Genomic DNA, 16,039 nt, shown 5'->3' with positions numbered 1-16,039 from the left:
GATTATTGGGCCGTCATCCGGCCTCGGTTCGGTTAGAAGGGTCGATATCAGTCATTCCGCGAAGGCCCCCAATCGAGGCGGCCCGCGGGCGGGGGCTCGAACGGTGGTACGGTTTCTACGTCAGGCTCGGATGCAGCCGGTCTCGAGGGGACGTCCGCGGCGGCTCGTCGGCGCGTCGGCGCTGATACTGGCCCTCTCCCTCTCCTCGACCGCGGTGCTCGCCTACGCCGACCTGCTGCCGCAACACCTCGATCTCGGCTTCGACTTCGATCTCGGCCTGTTCGAGGATGCGGCCCCGACCGGCCTTCCGCACGTCGCCCAGAAGATCGCCCTGGGCGGACCGTTGAGCATCGTCGCCTTCGGCTCCTCCTCGACGGAAGGCATCGGCGCCTCGACGCCCGCCGCTGCCTATCCCGCTCGCCTCGAAGCGGGTCTGCGACGCGCCCTGCCGCATCTCGGCAGCAAGATCACGGTCGCCAACCGCGGCATCGGCGGTGAGGCGGTGGACGAGATGCTGGCCCGGCTCGACAGGGACGTGATCGCGCCCCGGCCCGATCTCGTGATCTGGCAGACCGGCAGCAACGACGCCCTGCGCGGCGTCTCCCTCGATCACTTCCGCGAGGCCACCGAGGCGGCGTTGGAGCGCATCCGCGCGGCGGGGATCGACGTGGTTCTGATGGAGCCGCAATGGTGTCCGGCGCTCGACGCCACGCCCGGTGCCGACCGGTTCCGCGACGCCGTGCGCACCCTCGGCGCCGAGCTCGGCGTCCCGGTGATCCGCCGCTCCGACCTGATGCGCGACTGGATCGGGCAGGGCCGGCTGACCCGCACCGAACTGTTCGCCAGCGACGGCCTGCACATGGCCGATGGCGGCTACGCCCTGCTCGCCGAGGCCGCGCAGGACGCGGTGCTCGACGGGGCCGAAGCGGCACCGGTCGCGCTCGCCGAGGCGGGGACGGATTGAGGCCATCATCCGGGGCGGCCCGCGTCGCCTGTTGTTTCGCGATCGGCCTTCTGCTCGCGGCGGCGCCCGCCGGGGCGATCGATCTGCGGCTGCTGCCCGAAAACCCGCGCACGACCCGCAACCCGACCTGTGACGACGTGACCGTGGTGGCGCCGGCCCGCCGGCCCGGCACGCATCCGCTCGACGACCGGATCAGCCCCAACCCGGCCCTGTCGCCGATGAGCCAGGGCGACAGCGCGATCTGCTTTGCCTACGCCACCGCCGACATGATCTCGCAGCGCGTCGGGGTCACCGTCTCGGCGCTGGATGTCGCCACCCGATACTACTTCGCCGACCCGGCGGGCCTCGAACGCAGCCGGGACCGTGCCTTGCGGAGCTACCTGCGCCGGCATCCCGACCTCGCAGAGGAGATCGCCGAGAGCCGCAACGACACCGAGGCGAGCCGCGAGCGCAACCCGGGCCGCAAGCCCTATTTCGACAAGCTAGAGGACGGGCAGGAGGAGGCGGCGACCCTTCTCTACAACCTCGGCGGCCTCTGCACGGACCGTGACCTTCCTTCCTTCGACGGCTACGGCCAGCACGCGCGCACCTTCGGAGCCCTGCGCTGGCGCAGCCGCGTCGCCGCCCCCAAAATCTCGTGGCGCAGCCTCGGCGGGACGGTGCCGCGACTGCGCGATCCGGCGACCGATGCCTTCAATGCCGGCTGGATCGCCCATGTTGAGCGGCGCTGCCGCCGCCAGCCCCTGCCGGTGCCGCTGGTCCCGGTCTCGGATTCGATCGCCGACAACCAGCTCGACTTCATGGACAAGGCCGCCCGCCGCGAGCCCGGCCTCACGGCCGGCACAGACCGGCTGATGGGGATGATCGACTACGCCCTCGACCGGGGGCGCCTGCCGGTGGTGGGCTATTCCTGGTACGTGCTGGAGGAACGCCTGCCGAAGGACCCGGATATCGCCGCCGACCATTCGAGCCCGATCATCGCCCGGCGCAAAGTGGGTGGGCGCTGCCAGTACCATCTGCAGGACAATACCGGCGAGTACTGCGCCCGGATGCGGCCGGGCATCGCCGAGCGCTGCGACCTCGGCCGGGTCTGGCTCGACGAGGACGAATTGCGCGCCTCGCTCTACAGCGTGATCTATCTGCGGTAGAGCGCATTCCGACGAAGCGGTCGCCGGTTCGTCGAAAGAATGCGCGTCAAAACAGGGACCTAGAGACGCCGGCCTGATGCAATCAGCTCGACGGCTCGAGGCGTTTTTGAGCGGAGGATTGAGGACTATGACGATCGAGATCGGCTTCCTCGTCTTCCCCCAGGTACAGCAATTGGACCTGACCGGGCCCTACGAGGTACTGGCCATGGTGCCGGGCGCCCGCGTCCATCTCGTTGCGAAGGCGCTGGAACCGATCGCGAGCGCCACCGGCCTCGTGCTGACGCCCACACTCACCTTCGCCGAATGCCCGGTCCTCGACGTGATCTGCGTACCCGGCGGTGCGGGGGTGAACCCGCTGATGGAGGATGCCGAGACGCTCGACTTCCTGCGCCGTCAGGCGCGAAGCGCCCGCTACCTCACCTCCGTCTGCACCGGTGCTCTGGTGCTCGGCGCGGCGGGACTGCTGCGGGACAGGCGCGCCACCACGCACTGGGCGGCGCACGATCTGCTGAGCTCCTTCGGGGCGATCCCGACGCAGGGGCGTGTCGTACGCGACGGCAACCTGATCACCGGCGGCGGCGTGACGGCGGGCATCGATTTCGGTCTGACGCTCGCGGCCGAACTCACCGACGCGGCGACCGCACAGGCGATCCAGCTCCAGCAGGAATACGCCCCGGCCCCGCCCTTCGATGCCGGCCGCCCCGAGACCGCCGGTCCGGAGGTTCTCGCGGCCGCCCGCGAGCGGCTGTCGGCGACGCGCCGGGAGCGGGAGGCGATCGTGGCCCGCCTCACGCAGGCACGGGGTTAAAACCCGTCCGCCTCCTCGGCCGCGCCCGAAAACATTCCGCCCATTACGTCGAGACAGCTTTGCAGGATGTAGGCGGCGGCGAGCTTGTCCACGAGTTCGCCGCGCCGCGCCCGCGAGGCGTCGGCTTCGAGCAGCGTGCGGGTGACGGCGGCGGTGGAGAGGCGCTCGTCGAAGAACAGGACCGGCAGCGGCAACAGCGGCTTGAGGTTTCGGGCAAAGCTCCGGCTCGATTGGGCCCGGGGGCCTTCGGAGCCGTCCATGTTGAGCGGCAGGCCGATCACGAGGCCGCCGACGGCGTGCGTCGCGCAGAGCGCTACGATCCGCGCCACGTCGGGCGTGAACTTCACCCGCCGGATCGTCTCCAGCGGCGAGGCGATCTGCCGGCCGACATCGGACAGGGCGATTCCGATGGTCTTGGTGCCGAGGTCGAGCCCGATCAGGCGCGGTGCGCCGGCCGAGGCTTCGACGAAGGCTGCCATCTCCTCCCGGTTCACGAAGCCGCCGCTCCGAGCTGTTCGAGGGCCGCCGCCTCGTCGCCCGCGAAAGTCGCGGGCAGCGGGCCTTCCCCGTCGCCGAGGATGTGCAGGATCTCGAGGCCCTGGAGCCCGCGCAGGAAGGTGGGCAGATCGGCACCGCCGAAATGCACCGTCTCCAGATCAGCGCACAGCACCCAGATGTCGTATTCGGGAAAGCCCGGCGTCACGTCGAAGAACAGGAAATCGCCCCGCTCGGTCTGCCCGAAGAAGCAGGCCCGCTCCATCAGCCCGGCATCGGCATCACCCTCGATGGTGAAGCGGTGCGGCTCGTCGCTGCCCTCGTCGCGCAGGCCGTCGAGGGCGAGCGCCACGCCGTGCGAGATCAGGTGTGCCCGCGAGCCGAGATCCGCCGCCTCCACCGGAACCGGGGTGAAGATGCGCAGATGCCCGCCGATCCGCCCGGCGCCGCAGCTCTGCGCGAAGTTGCGGTAGCTCTGGGGGAGGGGGAAGCCGAGTTCGGCCTCGGCACGGGCGAGATCCGCCTCGCTGGACGTCAGCCCCGGACGCAATTCCCGGAAGACGCTGTCCCACATGCCCCGTCCTCCTCGCACCCCGACAAGGGAGGGGCTTACGCCCGCCCGCGCGGACTTGTCCACCGCCCAGATTAACCATGGCGGGTGGTCGCCCCTCCCGGGATGGAGCGGAAAGCGGAAAGCGGTGTTAAGGTTTCGTTAACGATGCCGGAACCGCCCCGTGCCCCTCACGCCGACGCCGAGCCCTCCTGTCTCCGGCCGATCCCGCCGCCTCATGCGGCGGCACGTGCTGATGCTGGCGCTCGCCCTGGAGGTCCTCTGCGTCGGGGCCTACAACGCCGACCGCTACCGCCGCCCCGGCATCACCGTGGACATGCCGTCGACGCGGGGCCACGTCATCGTCTGAGCGGCCCTCCGCAGGGTCATCGCGCGGAGTTCGGCAACCGGCGATCGCGGCCGGAAAGAAACCACGGCGATGCTGGTATCGATCGTTCGAGTGCGCGTTGCCCCTGCGCGAAGGCGGGTGCTATAGCCCGGCGGATCCCGGCGCGAGGTTTTTCACCCGCGCTCACGGCAGGCGAGGCGACGCGGGCGGCATGTCGGTCGACGAGACAACGGTACGGCGCATCGCGCATCTGGCCCGCATCGCGGTGACCGACGAGGAGGTCGGACCGCTGAAGGGGGAGCTCAACGCGATCCTCGCCTTCGTCGAGCAACTCAGCGCGGTGGATGTGGAGGGCGTCGAGCCGATGACCTCCGTCACCCCGATGCGCATGAAGAAGCGTGCCGACGTAGTGAACGACGGCGGCCGGGCGAGCGACGTGGTCGCCAACGCCCCCGAGACCGAGGACAACTATTTTCTCGTGCCGAAGGTCGTCGAGTAGTCCCCTGGGACGCGACGGAGCGGCTCCTCTGCCACCCGCGAGACGCCACGCGCCCGCGGGATCGGTGCGGATACCTGGCAGACAGTTGGAACGGGCATGACGGCACTCAACGAACTCACCCTGGCCGAGGCTCGCGACGGGCTGAAGGGCAAAGATTTCTCGGCCCGCGAGATCGCGCAGGCGCATCTCGAGGCCATCGACAAGGCGCAGGCGCTCAACGCCTTCATCGTCGCGACGCCGGACCGCGCGCTGAAGATGGCCGAGGTCTCGGACCAGAAGATCGCCAAGGGCGAGGCGCGCCCGCTCGAAGGCCTTCCGCTCGGCATCAAGGATCTGTTCGCGACGCAAGGGGTGCACACCACCGCGGGCTCGAAGATCCTCGAAGGGTTCGAGCCGCATTACGAGTCGAACGTCTCGTCCCAGCTCTGGCGCGACGGCGCGGTGATGCTGGGCAAGCTCAACCTCGATGAGTTCGCCATGGGCTCGTCCAACGAGACCAGCGCCTACGGCAAGACGATCTCCCCCTGGCGCCGCCAGGGCTCGGAGGCGCCGCTGGTGCCCGGCGGCTCGTCCGGCGGTTCGGCGGCGGCCGTGGCAGCCCATCTGTGCCTCGGCGCCACCGCGACCGATACCGGCGGCTCGATCCGCCAGCCCGCCGCCTTCACTGGCACCGTCGGCATCAAGCCAACCTACGGCCGCTGCTCGCGCTGGGGCATCATCGCCTACGCCTCCTCGCTCGATCAGGCCGGCCCCATCGCCCGCACGGTGCAGGATTGCGCGATCCTGCTCGGCTCCATGGCCGGACACGACCCGCGCGACACGACCTCGGTCGATGTGCCGGTGCCCGACTTCGAGGCCGCGATTGCGCGTGGCGTGAAGGGTCTCACCATCGGCATCCCGCGGGAATACCGGGTCGAGGGCATGCCCGCCGAGATCCAGCGCCTCTGGGACCAGGGCGCGGACTGGCTGCGGGAGGCCGGCGCGACGATCAAGGACATCTCGCTGCCGCACACGCAATACGCGCTGCCGGCCTATTACATCGTAGCGCCGGCCGAGGCCTCTTCGAACCTCGCCCGCTACGACGGCGTGCGCTACGGCCTGCGCGTGCCCGGCAAGGATATTGCCGGGATGTACGAGAACACCCGCGCCGCCGGCTTCGGCCGCGAGGTGAAGCGGCGTATCATGATCGGCACCTACGTGCTCTCGGCGGGCTATTACGACGCCTACTACGTCAGGGCGCAGAAAATCCGCACGCTGATCAAGCGCGACTTCGAGGCGGCCTACGCCTCCGGCGTCGATGCGATCCTCACCCCCGCAACCCCGTCGGCGGCGTTCGGCATCGGCGAGATGGCGTCGGCCGACCCGGTCGAGATGTACCTCAACGACGTGTTCACGGTGACGGTGAACATGGCCGGCCTGCCCGGCATCTCGGTGCCGGCCGGCCTCGACGCGCAGGGGCTGCCGCTCGGCCTCCAGCTCATCGGGCGCCCCTTCGACGAGGAGACGCTGTTCGCCGCCGCGCAGACCATCGAGAATGCGGCCGGTCGGATCAGCCTGCCGAAGGCGTGGTGGGCGTGAACGCCGCCCCCGTCGTCCCGGTCTATTCGTTCTCGGTCTGGATCCTCGCCGGGTTCGATCCCCTTCTGATCCTGATCGCCGTGTTCCTCGGATGGAAGGCGGATCAGTTCGGCAAGGTCTTCATCGCGGCCATCGCCGCTTTGGGGATCTCGGTGCTGTTCGCGTGGCTCGTGACGCGGATCGGCCTGCCCTGGCCGGCCCCCGTCGCCGCTGACCTGCCGACGTTCTTTCCGGTGCGGACGGTCTCGGCGTTTCTCTGGGCAGTAGCCGGGTATGGCGCGCGGCGGGTTCTGAAGCGCTGAAGGCTGCCAATCCCGTCGTGATACCTGAAGGATCCTGCGAGGCCGCTTCGCGGCACCTCAGGATGAGGTGCTTGGGTTGGATGAACGGACGCGGGCGGACGGGCGCTTCGCCAGGAACTGCACCCTGTCCCAATCCTCTGCGATCAGCGCTTCCTTCTTGGCACGGCTCCAGCCCTTGATCCGTCGCTCGGCCGCGATCGCATCGGTGATGCGGTCGAACCACTCGGCGTAGACGAGCGACACCGGCCGACGGTGATAGGTGTCGCCGACACGCGTTCCGGCCTGATGCTCAGCCAGCCGCCCGTCGAGAGATTCACCTCGGGCCGAGCCGACATCGTCACTGCCGTCGGCGCAACGCAGCATGTCGACGAAGGCGGTCAAGGCGGCCTCAGCGGAAGAGAAGCGGCCCGGCAGCTTGTCGGATCCACCCTCCCGGCTCAACGGATATGGGATCCACCCCCCGCTCCTCATACTGAGGTGCGCGCGGCACGCGTACCTCGAAGCGCGCGCACCGCCCCTCCCATCCGCTACTCCGCCGGCACCGAGTGCCCCTGATGCGCCGGAGCGGGCACCGCCTCGGCGTTCTCACCCGCGGCGACGTCCTTGCGCCGGAACAGGCGCATCACCACCACGAAGAACACCGGCACGAAGAACACCGCGAGCACGGTGGCCGAGATCATGCCGCCCATCACGCCGCTGCCGATCGCCTGCTGGCTCTTCGAGGAGGCGCCGGTCGCGATAGCCAGCGGCACCACGCCGAAGATGAAGGCGAGCGAAGTCATCACAATCGGGCGGAAGCGGAGCGTCGCCGCCTGGATCGTCGCCTGGACGATGTTGGTGCCGGGCTTCCACAGATCACGCGCGAACTCCACGATCAGGATCGCGTTCTTGGCCGAGAGGCCGATGATCGTGATGAGCCCGATCTTGAAGTAGACGTCGTTGGGCATGCCGCGCAGATACACCGCCGCCACCGAGCCAATGACGCCGAGCGGAATCACCAGCAGCACCGAGATCGGGATCGACCAGCTCTCGTAGAGCGCGGCCAGACACAGGAACACGATCAAGACCGACAGCGCCAGCAGCAGCGAGGCCTGTGATCCGGCCTCCTTCTCCTGGAGCGACTGGCCGGTCCAGGCGTAGCCGAAGCCCTTCGGCAGGAAGGTCATCAGCCGCTCCATCTCCTTGATGGTGTCGCCGGAGGTGTAGCCGGGGGCCGGATCGCCGGTGATGCGCACCGACTGGTAGCCGTTGAAGCCGATGATCTGGGCCGGGCCGACGCCCCATTTCAGGTCGGCGAAGGACGACATCGGCACCATCGTCCCCTGCGCGTTCTTGACCGAGTAGTTTAGCAGGTCGGAGGCGTGCAGGCGCTGGAGATCCTCGGACTGCACGATCACGCGCTGCATCTTGCCGCGATTCGGGAAGTCGTTGACGTAGACCGAGCCGAGATTGACCTGGATCGTGTTGTTGATGTCCTCGAAATCGACGCCGAGGGCGGCCGCCTTCTCGCGGTCGATGATGAGTTCGGCCTCAGGCGCGGGCGGCAGGCCCTCGACATAGACCTTCGTCAGCACCGGGCTCTTACGCGCCAGCGAGAGCAGTTGCTCCTGCGCCGCCATCAGCGCCGAGTAGCCCTTCTGCGCCCGGTCCTGAAGGCGGAACGAGAAGCCCGAGGCGTTGCCGAGGTTGTCGATCGGCGGCGGCTCCAGCGCCTGGATCACCGCATCCTTGTAGCTCCCGAGCGCCTTGTTGGTCCCCTCGACCAGCCGGGCGGCCGAGTTCTCCGCGTCGCGCTCGCCCCACGGCTTGAGCGTCACGAAGGCCTGGCTCGTCATCTGGCCCTGGCCGGAGAACGAGAAGCCGTTGATGACGGTGATCGTCGCCACGCCCGGCTGGGCGAGGAGATGCTCCTCGACCCGCTTCACCGCAGCCTCGGTGCGGTTGAAGGAGGAGCCCGGCGGGGTCTGGATGTCGACGGTGAAGAAGCCCTGGTCCTCGAGCGGGAGGAAGCCCTCGGGCAGGCGCATGAAGGCGTAGGCCACGCCCGCCACCAGCACGAGATAGATCAGCATCACCCGGCCGGACTTGCCGATGAACCACGCCACCCCGCGGCCGTAGCGGGCGGTCTCCCGATCGACGAAGCGGTTGAAGACACCGAACACGCCGCCCTTGGCGTGGCCGTGCCCCTTCTCGATCGGCTTCAGCATCGTGGCGCAGAGCGCCGGGGTCAGCGACAGGGCGAGCAGGGCCGAGAAGGCGATGGAGGTCACCATCGCGATCGAGAACTGCCGGTAGATGATGCCGACCGAGCCGGGGAAGAACGCCATCGGGATGAACACGGCCACCAGCACTAGGGTGATGCCGATGATCGCCCCCGTGATCTGGCTCATGGCCTTGCGGGTCGCCTCCTTCGGAGGCAGCCCCTCCTCGTTCATGATGCGCTCGACGTTCTCGACCACGACGATGGCGTCGTCGACGAGGATGCCGATGGCCAGCACCATGCCGAACATGGTGAGCACGTTCACGGAGAAGCCCGCGAGCAGCATGACGGTGCAGGTGCCGAACAGCGCGATCGGCACGACGATGGTCGGGATCAGGGTGTAGCGGATGTTCTGGAGGAACACGAACATCACGATGAAGACCAGCACCACCGCCTCGACCAGCGTGTGCAGCACCTTCTCGATCGAGGCATCGACCGCGGGCGTGATGTCGTAGGGGATGTCCCACTTCACCGTGTCGGGGAAGAACTGCGACAGCTCCACCATCTTGGCGCGGATGGCTTTCGCCGTCTCGATGGCGTTGCCGTCGGGTGCCAGCGTCACCGAGATGCCCGCCGCCGGGCCGCCGTTGAGGCGGGTGGTGAACTTGTAGTCGTCGCCGCCGAGTTCGATCCGGGCGACGTCGCGCAGGCGCACGTTGGAGCCATCGGGATTGGCGCGCAGGACGACGGCGCCGAACGCCTCCGGCTCAGTCATCTGCCCCTTGACGACGATGGGGAAGTTGACGGCGTGGCGCTCCGGGCTCGGCTGCGCGCCGACCGCGCCTGAGGCGATCTGCACGTTCTGCCGGCCGATCGCCTTGGTCACGTCGGCGGCGTTGAGGGAGTAGCCGCGCAGCTTGTCCGGATCGATCCAGATCCGCAGCGCCCGCTCGGTCGAGTAGAGGGTCGCGCGGCCGACGCCGGGGATGCGGCGGATCTCGTTGATGACGTTGCGGATCAGGAAGTCGCCGAGACCCACCTCGTCGGTCTTCCCGTCGGTGGAGACCAGGGTGATGATGTTCAGCGTCGCAGCGGAGGCCTCCTCCACGAGGATGCCCTGCTGGCGCACCTCGGCCGGCAGGCGCGCCTCGACGCGCTTCAAGCGGTTCTGCACCTCGACGCCGGCATAGCCGGGATCGGTGCCGGGCTGGAAACTCGCGGTGATCTCGACAACGCCGAACGAGTCGGAGGCCGATTCGAAGCTCAGGATGTTGGCCGCGCCGTTGAGCTCGTCCTCGATGAGGCGCGTCGTGCCGGTGTAGAGATTCTCCACCGAGGCGCCGGGATAGGAGGTCGAGAGCGCGATCGCGGGGGGCGCGATGATCGGGTACTGGGCGATCGGCAGTTGCGGGATCGAGAGCGCGCCGCCCAGCAGAATGAACAGGGCGACGACCCAGGCGAAGACCGGCCGGTCGATGAAGAAGCGAGCCATGAGGCGCGTTGATGTCCTATGTCATCGGGCCGGCGTGGCGTCGGGACGCCCGCCGGCCGCGCGATGTTTGGGAAAGGATCAGTCGGCGAACTGGGCGACGGGCTGGGTGGCCGGATCGGTCGCAGCCGAACTTTTCCCGTTCGTCTCCTTGCCGCTCGTCTCCCGGCCGTCGGTGTCGTGACTGTCGGCGTCGATCGGCTTGCCCTCGTCGGCGGAGGTCTCCGTCTTCCAGGGGACGGTCTTCACCTGGATGCCCGCGGTGATCTTCTGGAAGCCTTCGACGACGACCTTCTCGCCGCCCTCCAGGCCCTCGCGGATCAGCCAGTTGCCGCCGACCACGGGGCCGACCTCGACCGGCTGGAGCATGACCTTGCCGTCGGGCTTGACCACCCAGACCTCGGGCTTGCCGTCACTGGTGCGCTGGATCGACTGCTGCGGCACGGCGATGGCGTCCGAGTCGATGCCCTGCTTGATCCGGGCGCGGACATACATTCCGGGAAACAGCTCGTTGTGCGGGTTGGGGAACTGCACCCGCAACGTGACCTGGCCCGTGCTCGGGTCGGCGGTGACGTCGGAGAACAGCAGGCGCCCGGCCGAGCCGTAGAGCGTGCCGTCGTCCATGATGAGGTGGACGTTGGCGGTGTCGGCGGCGAGCTTGGCGAGTTCGCCCGAGGCGATGTCCCGGCGCAGCTTGTTCAACTCGCCCACCGACTGGGTGATATCGACGTAGATCGGGTCGAGTTGCTGGATCGTGGCGAGCACACCGGTGATGCCGGATTCGATCAGCGTGCCCTCGGTGAGCAGCGCCCGTCCGATGCGGCCGGAGATCGGCGCGCGCACATCGGTCCAGGAGAGGTTGAGCCGTGCCCGGTCGCGGGCCGCCTTGGCGCCGGCGACTTCGGCCTCGGCCTGCTTCTTGGCGGCGAACGCCGTGTCGTACTGCGCCTGGCTCGCGGTGTTGCGGGCAAGAAGCGTTTCGAGGCGGTCGGCCTGCTGGTTGGCCAGCACGAGGGCGGCCTCCCGGTTGGCCAGCGTCGCCTCGGCGCTGGCGAGGTCCACCTGGTAGGGGGCCGGGTCGATCTTGTAGAGGACGTCGCCCTCGTTGACGTGGCTGCCCTGCTCGAACAGGCGCCGGATCACCAGACCCGAGACGCGGGAGCGCACCTCGGCGATGCGCATCGGCGCGACGCGGCCGGGCAGGTCGCGGACATAGGGGATCGGCTGCGGACGCACGCTGACGACGCTGACCTCCGGCGGGGGCAGCGGCACGGGTGCGGCGGCCTTCTGCTCGTTGCAGGCCGAGACGGCGACGAGGAGGGCACCGACGAGAAGAGAGGCCGGCAGGGACCAGCGGTTGCGGCGGCTTCCGGCCTTGGCGGGGCCGGGGCTGCTGCCGGGCGACTGGGGAGACGGCGTCACGATGGAATTACTCCTACGATGCTCTCGGCTCTTGTTTTCACATCGTCTGTTTCCGAAAGCCGGCGGCCACCTTTCGGGACGATGCCGTGACGCGGCCGGCGGTCTCCCGGAAGGAGAGCGTCACCGCGCGTCACGGATGACGGGGGAGGCCGGGTCGGCCTCGCGCGCCGTTGCAATCACCGGGCCGCCGCGACGATCGGAGATCGAAGGCCCTGGACGTAAGATGCCGGAGGCATCGGGAATCGGCTGTGCGGGACAGCCAACCATGGTCGCGGTGCATCCTGGGCGCGAAGTTTGGCAATCCGACGACGGCGCGGATCGGCACCGCGCCATCACCCCATCGCCTTGCAACGCCCGCACGACCGAGACGACGCACCTGTCAGACCCGGGGCGGACGCTCGGGCTGACCGCGCTCGGCGGCGGTGGGGCTTCGATCCGAGATGGGGCGGGGAAGGGACGATGCCTGCGCGCGGTCGAAACCCGGAACGATCGCGCTCATGCGCCCCACGCCCGCCACCTCGTCGAGATCGAGCACGGCGTGGCCGATCCGAACACTGGTGAGCGGGTCCGTGTCGGGGCGCTGCTCGAACGTCACCGCACCGCGGGCCTGCGGGATCCCACCGAGGGCAGAGCCGTCGGTCGGCAATCCGATGACGACGAGCAGGCTCAGCAGCCCGACCAGGGTCGACAGGACGATGCGGGCCGGTCGGTCGGCCGGGGCGCGGCCCGTTGTGGCGTGGCGGTTCATGATGGTCACGGTGACATCATTGTGGTGGATGAAACCTTCCCGCGCAATCGACTGCGGCGTTCTAGCCAGGGCCATCGCTCGAAAGCGATCGGTCTGGTTCTTTGCTGGCCTTATACCAAATCCGGCTGATCCCTTCGGGATGGCGGATTTGGGCTTCGCTCAAGCGGCTTCGAACAGTTGCACTGGCAATTTTGATCGGCCTCCCGGAACAGCCCTCCGGCCTTTCATCCTGCCGAGCATGCTTCGGCGGTGAGCCGATGTGCCGGGCCGCACCCTGTTCCAGACGGGTCGGACGTTTCGGCGCAGGCGTTGCCGAAAACCCACACCCTTGCCTTCCTCCTGCCCCGACGGCCGGCCCTAAAGCGCTCGATGCGCCTGCCGCTGCCCTCTCTTGCAGCGCAGCCCCTTCGAGGAGGACTGAACGTCTTGTCGACCCGATCCCTGCCTGGTCGCCTCCGGCCGAACCGCTCCGCGCTGCCGCGCCTGGCCGCAACGCTTGCCCTCGGTGGCGCCCTCGCGGCGGCCACCCTCGTGCCGGCCCGCGCCAATCCGCTCGACAGCGGGCCGCTCGCGGACTTCATCAACGTCTTCAAGACACAGGCCATCCCGCGCGACACGGTGGCCTATGCCGGTGGAGAGAAGCCCGGCACGATCGTGATCTCCACGAGCCAGCGCCGGCTCTACTACGTGCTCGGCCGTGGCGAGGCGATCCGCTACGGCGTCGGCGTGGGCCGGCGCGGCTTCTCGTGGTCGGGCACGAAGACGATCACCGGCAAGAAGGAATGGCCGGCCTGGCGCCCGCCGTCGCAGATGCTCGCCCGCCGCCCGGACCTGCCGCGCTACATGGCCGGCGGCCAGGACAACCCGCTGGGCGCCCGCGCCATGTATCTCGGCTCCTCGCTCTACCGCATCCACGGCTCCAACGAGCCGGAGACGATGGGCGCGGCGGTGTCCTCGGGCTGCATCCGCATGACCAACAAGGACGTGGTCGATCTCTACGACCGCGTGAAGGTCGGCACGAAGGTGGTTGTGAAGGACTGAATGTAGAACCTCCTCGCCGTTAAGAGGCGAGGAGGTTGGAAGTTCGCGTTCCGCCGGGGCCAGCCGAAGAGCTCAGCGCGGATCGGGCGGGCCTTCGCCCTTGCCGACGAAGGGGATGCCCTCGATCGGGCATTCCTCGGTGCCGACGCTGGAGCGGGTGATGGCGCGCACCGCGTCGCGGGTGCCGTCGGGGTCCTCGATCCAGCGGCGGTAGAAGTCGTAGGGGCATTCCGACATCCCGTGCCGGTTCTCCTTCGAGTTGATCATGCCCGTGTAGCCGCGGTGCAGCAGCTTGAAGAGGTGGTTCTCCGACTGGCCGTGGGCGCGGAAGTCGCGGATCAGGAACTTCGACAGCGCCGCGTACTGGATGCCCATCTCCTCCTCGCCGCACTCGCCGAGCGTGCGCCCGTCGAAGCCGATGATCGCCGAGTGGCCGAAGTAGCTGTAGACGCCGTCGAAGCCGGCGGCGTTGGCGACCGCGACGTAGGTGTTGTTGGCGAACGCCATCGCCTTCGAGATCAGAACCTGCTGTTCCTTGGCCGGGTACATGTAGCCCTGGCAGCGGATGATGAGTTCGGCGCCGCGCATGGCGCAGTCGCGCCAGATCTCGGGGTAGTTGCCGTCGTCGCAGATGATGAGGCTGATCTTGAGCCCCTTCGGGCCGTCGGAGACATAGGTGCGATCACCCGGATACCAGCCCTCGATCGGGGTCCAGGGCATGATCTTGCGGTACTTCTGCACGATCTCGCCCTGGTCGTTCATCAGGATGAGCGTGTTGTAGGGCGCCTTATGCGGATGCTCCTCGTGGCGCTCGCCGGTGAGCGAGAACACGCCCCACACCTTCGCCTTGCGGCAGGCATCGGCGAAGATGTCGGTCTCCGCACCGGGGATGGCGGAGGCAGTTTCGTACATCTCGCCCGCGTCGTACATGATGCCGTGGGTCGAGTATTCAGGGAAGATCACCAGATCGAGGCCCGGCAGACCGGCCTTCATCCCGATGATCATGTCGCCGATCTTCTTGGCGTTTTCCAGCACCTCGGCCTTCGTATGCAGCCGGGGCATCTTGTAGTTCACGACGGCGACGCCGACGCTGTCCTGACTCGACGAGATATCACCGTGCATCATGGCGGTGTTTCCTCCGGTTGGTATTGAGGGGAGGGGCTCGTCGCGCGAGCCCCTCTTTCTTCGCTTGCGGCGAGGACTAGCCCGGCGCGAGGCCGAGGAGAGTGCCGAGCGGGACGACGAGGGTGGCGCCGGCGTAGAAGCCGTCACGCGCCCGCCGCGCGGTGAAGGGGTTCCAGAACGTGTTCGGGTTGACCACGTACTGCACCACCGGCTCGATGATCACGCCCGCGCCGACGTCGAAGTGTGCGTTGGCTTCGAACACGAACTTGTCGCGTGAGTACGGGGCGCCCGAACCGCCCGAGATGAAGTTGGCATCCGCCAGGAACTGCGTGTAGTTCTCCGACAAACGCTGCCAGTTCATCTTCAGCCCGTAGCTGTCGTTGGGCCGGCTCTGGTCGGGCGCGTCGAGGCGCACGCCGACGAACGAGTTGAAGCGGATCGGCACGGTCGGGTCGAAGGAATAGCCCGTGCCGGTATAGAGCGAGATCGCGGTGGGGTGCGGGTTGGCGACGAGGCCGCCGTCGGCGCGCCAGACCGTCTGCGTGCCGGTGAGCACGATGCCGGACGTACCGTTCTTCTGCAGCACCGGGGCGCCGGGGTTCAGGCCCTTCGAGGTGCCGAACACCGTCTTGAAGTTGTCGTCGTGATCGGCGGTGTTGAAGAAGCCGGTGAGCGAGGCGCGGCCGGGATAGGCGGTCATGGTGTAGTCGGTCTTGGTGCCGATCTCGGTCATCACCAGCGCGCCCGAGAGCCGCTCGTAGCCGAAATCGTAGCCCGAGAGCGCGTTGGTGCCGGGGTTCACCGAGAAGGCGCCGGCCTGGACGTAGCTCGTCGGCGAGAGCTGGTAGGCGGCGTTGGCGCCCCAGACCGCGTAGAGCGGCGAGGTGAAGCCGGCATTGATGTAGAACAGGTCCTGGAAGCAGGAGTTGATCGAGTTGCACGGCGGCAGGCCGTAGTAGCGGTCCGGATGGGTGCGGCCGACCTCGATGACGAGGCGGTCGTCGAGGAGCTTCTGCTGGTAAGTCAGCAGCGAGAGGCGATTGTTGTTGGGGTTGAACGGCGGCTGGTAGCCGACCGTGGTGTCGCCGATGTCGGCGGCCATGTTGAGGTTGCGGACGTTTCCGAAGAAGGTCTGGGTGAACTTGATGGTGCCGCCACTGATGTTGGCGATGCGCTGCATGTCGGCGGTCATGGAGAGGACGAAGTAGGTCGAGTTCGACTGCTCGCCGGTGCGCAGGCCGGCCGACGGGTTGGCCTGGTAGAAGTTGTAGATGTTGATGTCGAAGGTGAGCCCGCGCTCGGCCATGTGGGTGGCCCACGG

At 68.2% G+C, this 16,039-nt stretch carries 16 protein-coding genes; 8 read left to right on the top strand and 8 right to left on the bottom strand.

What is annotated here, in order from left to right; translation table 11 throughout:
* The first annotated feature begins 130 nt into the window (after positions 1-130).
* The 3 genes from MKK50_RS02500 to MKK50_RS02490 all read left to right on the top strand — a co-directional run bounded on the left by MKK50_RS02500 (position 131) and on the right by MKK50_RS02490 (position 2,920).
* Complete coding sequence (locus MKK50_RS02500; RefSeq protein WP_499020182.1) at positions 131-964, top strand: SGNH/GDSL hydrolase family protein; 834 nt, start codon at positions 131-133, stop codon at positions 962-964.
* Positions 961-2,112 carry a hypothetical protein gene (locus MKK50_RS02495; RefSeq protein WP_499020179.1) on the top strand — a complete coding sequence of 384 codons (1,152 nt, stop codon included), beginning with the start codon at positions 961-963 and terminating at the stop codon, positions 2,110-2,112. The genes MKK50_RS02500 and MKK50_RS02495 overlap by 4 nt, the downstream gene beginning before the upstream one ends.
* A 127-nt stretch (positions 2,113-2,239) precedes the next feature.
* Positions 2,240-2,920, top strand: coding sequence for a DJ-1/PfpI family protein (locus tag MKK50_RS02490; protein ID WP_499020176.1), 681 nt, complete (start codon positions 2,240-2,242; stop codon positions 2,918-2,920).
* Here the strand turns inward: MKK50_RS02490 and ruvX are convergent.
* Positions 2,917-3,414: a Holliday junction resolvase RuvX gene (gene ruvX, locus MKK50_RS02485; RefSeq protein ID WP_499020174.1), complete on the bottom strand. Its 498-nt coding sequence runs from the start codon at positions 3,412-3,414 to the stop codon at positions 2,917-2,919. The genes MKK50_RS02490 and ruvX overlap by 4 nt on opposite strands.
* Positions 3,411-3,989: an SMI1/KNR4 family protein gene (locus MKK50_RS02480; RefSeq protein ID WP_499020172.1), complete on the bottom strand. Its 579-nt coding sequence runs from the start codon at positions 3,987-3,989 to the stop codon at positions 3,411-3,413. Before MKK50_RS02480 ends, ruvX begins: the two co-directional genes overlap by 4 nt.
* Positions 3,990-4,203: 214 nt before the next feature.
* Between MKK50_RS02480 and MKK50_RS02475 the strand changes: the two genes are divergently transcribed.
* The 4 genes from MKK50_RS02475 to MKK50_RS02460 all read left to right on the top strand — a co-directional run bounded on the left by MKK50_RS02475 (position 4,204) and on the right by MKK50_RS02460 (position 6,693).
* The gene (locus tag MKK50_RS02475; RefSeq protein WP_499020169.1) at positions 4,204-4,335 is read left to right on the top strand and encodes a hypothetical protein; all 132 of its coding nucleotides are present in this window, start codon (positions 4,204-4,206) and stop codon (positions 4,333-4,335) included.
* Positions 4,336-4,525: 190 nt separating this feature from the next.
* A complete protein-coding gene (gatC, locus tag MKK50_RS02470; RefSeq protein WP_499020167.1) occupies positions 4,526-4,813 on the top strand; it encodes an Asp-tRNA(Asn)/Glu-tRNA(Gln) amidotransferase subunit GatC in 288 nt (95 codons plus the stop codon).
* 96 nt (positions 4,814-4,909) lie between these two features.
* Complete coding sequence (gene gatA, locus MKK50_RS02465; RefSeq protein WP_499020166.1) at positions 4,910-6,391, top strand: Asp-tRNA(Asn)/Glu-tRNA(Gln) amidotransferase subunit GatA; 1,482 nt, start codon at positions 4,910-4,912, stop codon at positions 6,389-6,391.
* Positions 6,388-6,693 carry a hypothetical protein gene (locus MKK50_RS02460; protein WP_253370821.1) on the top strand — a complete coding sequence of 102 codons (306 nt, stop codon included), beginning with the start codon at positions 6,388-6,390 and terminating at the stop codon, positions 6,691-6,693. The genes gatA and MKK50_RS02460 overlap by 4 nt, the downstream gene beginning before the upstream one ends.
* A gap of 57 nt (positions 6,694-6,750) precedes the next feature.
* Here MKK50_RS02460 and MKK50_RS02455 read toward each other — a convergent pair whose 3' ends face one another.
* From MKK50_RS02455 to MKK50_RS02440, 4 genes are all read right to left on the bottom strand, one after another.
* On the bottom strand, positions 6,751-7,074 hold the full coding sequence (locus MKK50_RS02455) for a GIY-YIG nuclease family protein (RefSeq protein ID WP_499020162.1): 324 nt from the start codon (positions 7,072-7,074) through the stop codon (positions 6,751-6,753).
* Positions 7,075-7,220: 146 nt separating this feature from the next.
* Positions 7,221-10,385, bottom strand: coding sequence for a multidrug efflux RND transporter permease subunit (locus MKK50_RS02450; RefSeq protein WP_499020161.1), 3,165 nt, complete (start codon positions 10,383-10,385; stop codon positions 7,221-7,223).
* Between the two features lie 78 nt (positions 10,386-10,463).
* Complete coding sequence (locus MKK50_RS02445; RefSeq protein ID WP_499020159.1) at positions 10,464-11,804, bottom strand: efflux RND transporter periplasmic adaptor subunit; 1,341 nt, start codon at positions 11,802-11,804, stop codon at positions 10,464-10,466.
* 379 nt (positions 11,805-12,183) lie between these two features.
* Positions 12,184-12,552, bottom strand: a complete 369-nt coding sequence (locus tag MKK50_RS02440; RefSeq protein ID WP_499020465.1) for a hypothetical protein — start codon at positions 12,550-12,552, stop codon at positions 12,184-12,186.
* 441 nt (positions 12,553-12,993) lie between these two features.
* On the opposite strand from MKK50_RS02440, the gene MKK50_RS02435 reads away from it, so the two are divergent.
* On the top strand, positions 12,994-13,593 hold the full coding sequence (locus MKK50_RS02435; protein WP_253374027.1) for a L,D-transpeptidase: 600 nt from the start codon (positions 12,994-12,996) through the stop codon (positions 13,591-13,593).
* 72 nt (positions 13,594-13,665) lie between these two features.
* Here MKK50_RS02435 and MKK50_RS02430 read toward each other — a convergent pair whose 3' ends face one another.
* A complete protein-coding gene (locus MKK50_RS02430) occupies positions 13,666-14,718 on the bottom strand; it encodes an aliphatic amidase (RefSeq protein ID WP_253370815.1) in 1,053 nt (350 codons plus the stop codon).
* Between the two features lie 76 nt (positions 14,719-14,794).
* A partial coding sequence (locus MKK50_RS02425) for a carbohydrate porin (RefSeq protein ID WP_499020156.1) occupies positions 14,795-16,039 on the bottom strand: 1,245 nt, incomplete at its 5' end.

Source organism: Methylobacterium sp. J-043 (genome assembly GCF_022829505.1).
Taxonomy (GTDB): domain Bacteria; phylum Pseudomonadota; class Alphaproteobacteria; order Rhizobiales; family Beijerinckiaceae; genus Methylobacterium; species Methylobacterium extorquens_A.
This window is presented reverse-complemented; position numbering and strand designations above follow the sequence as displayed.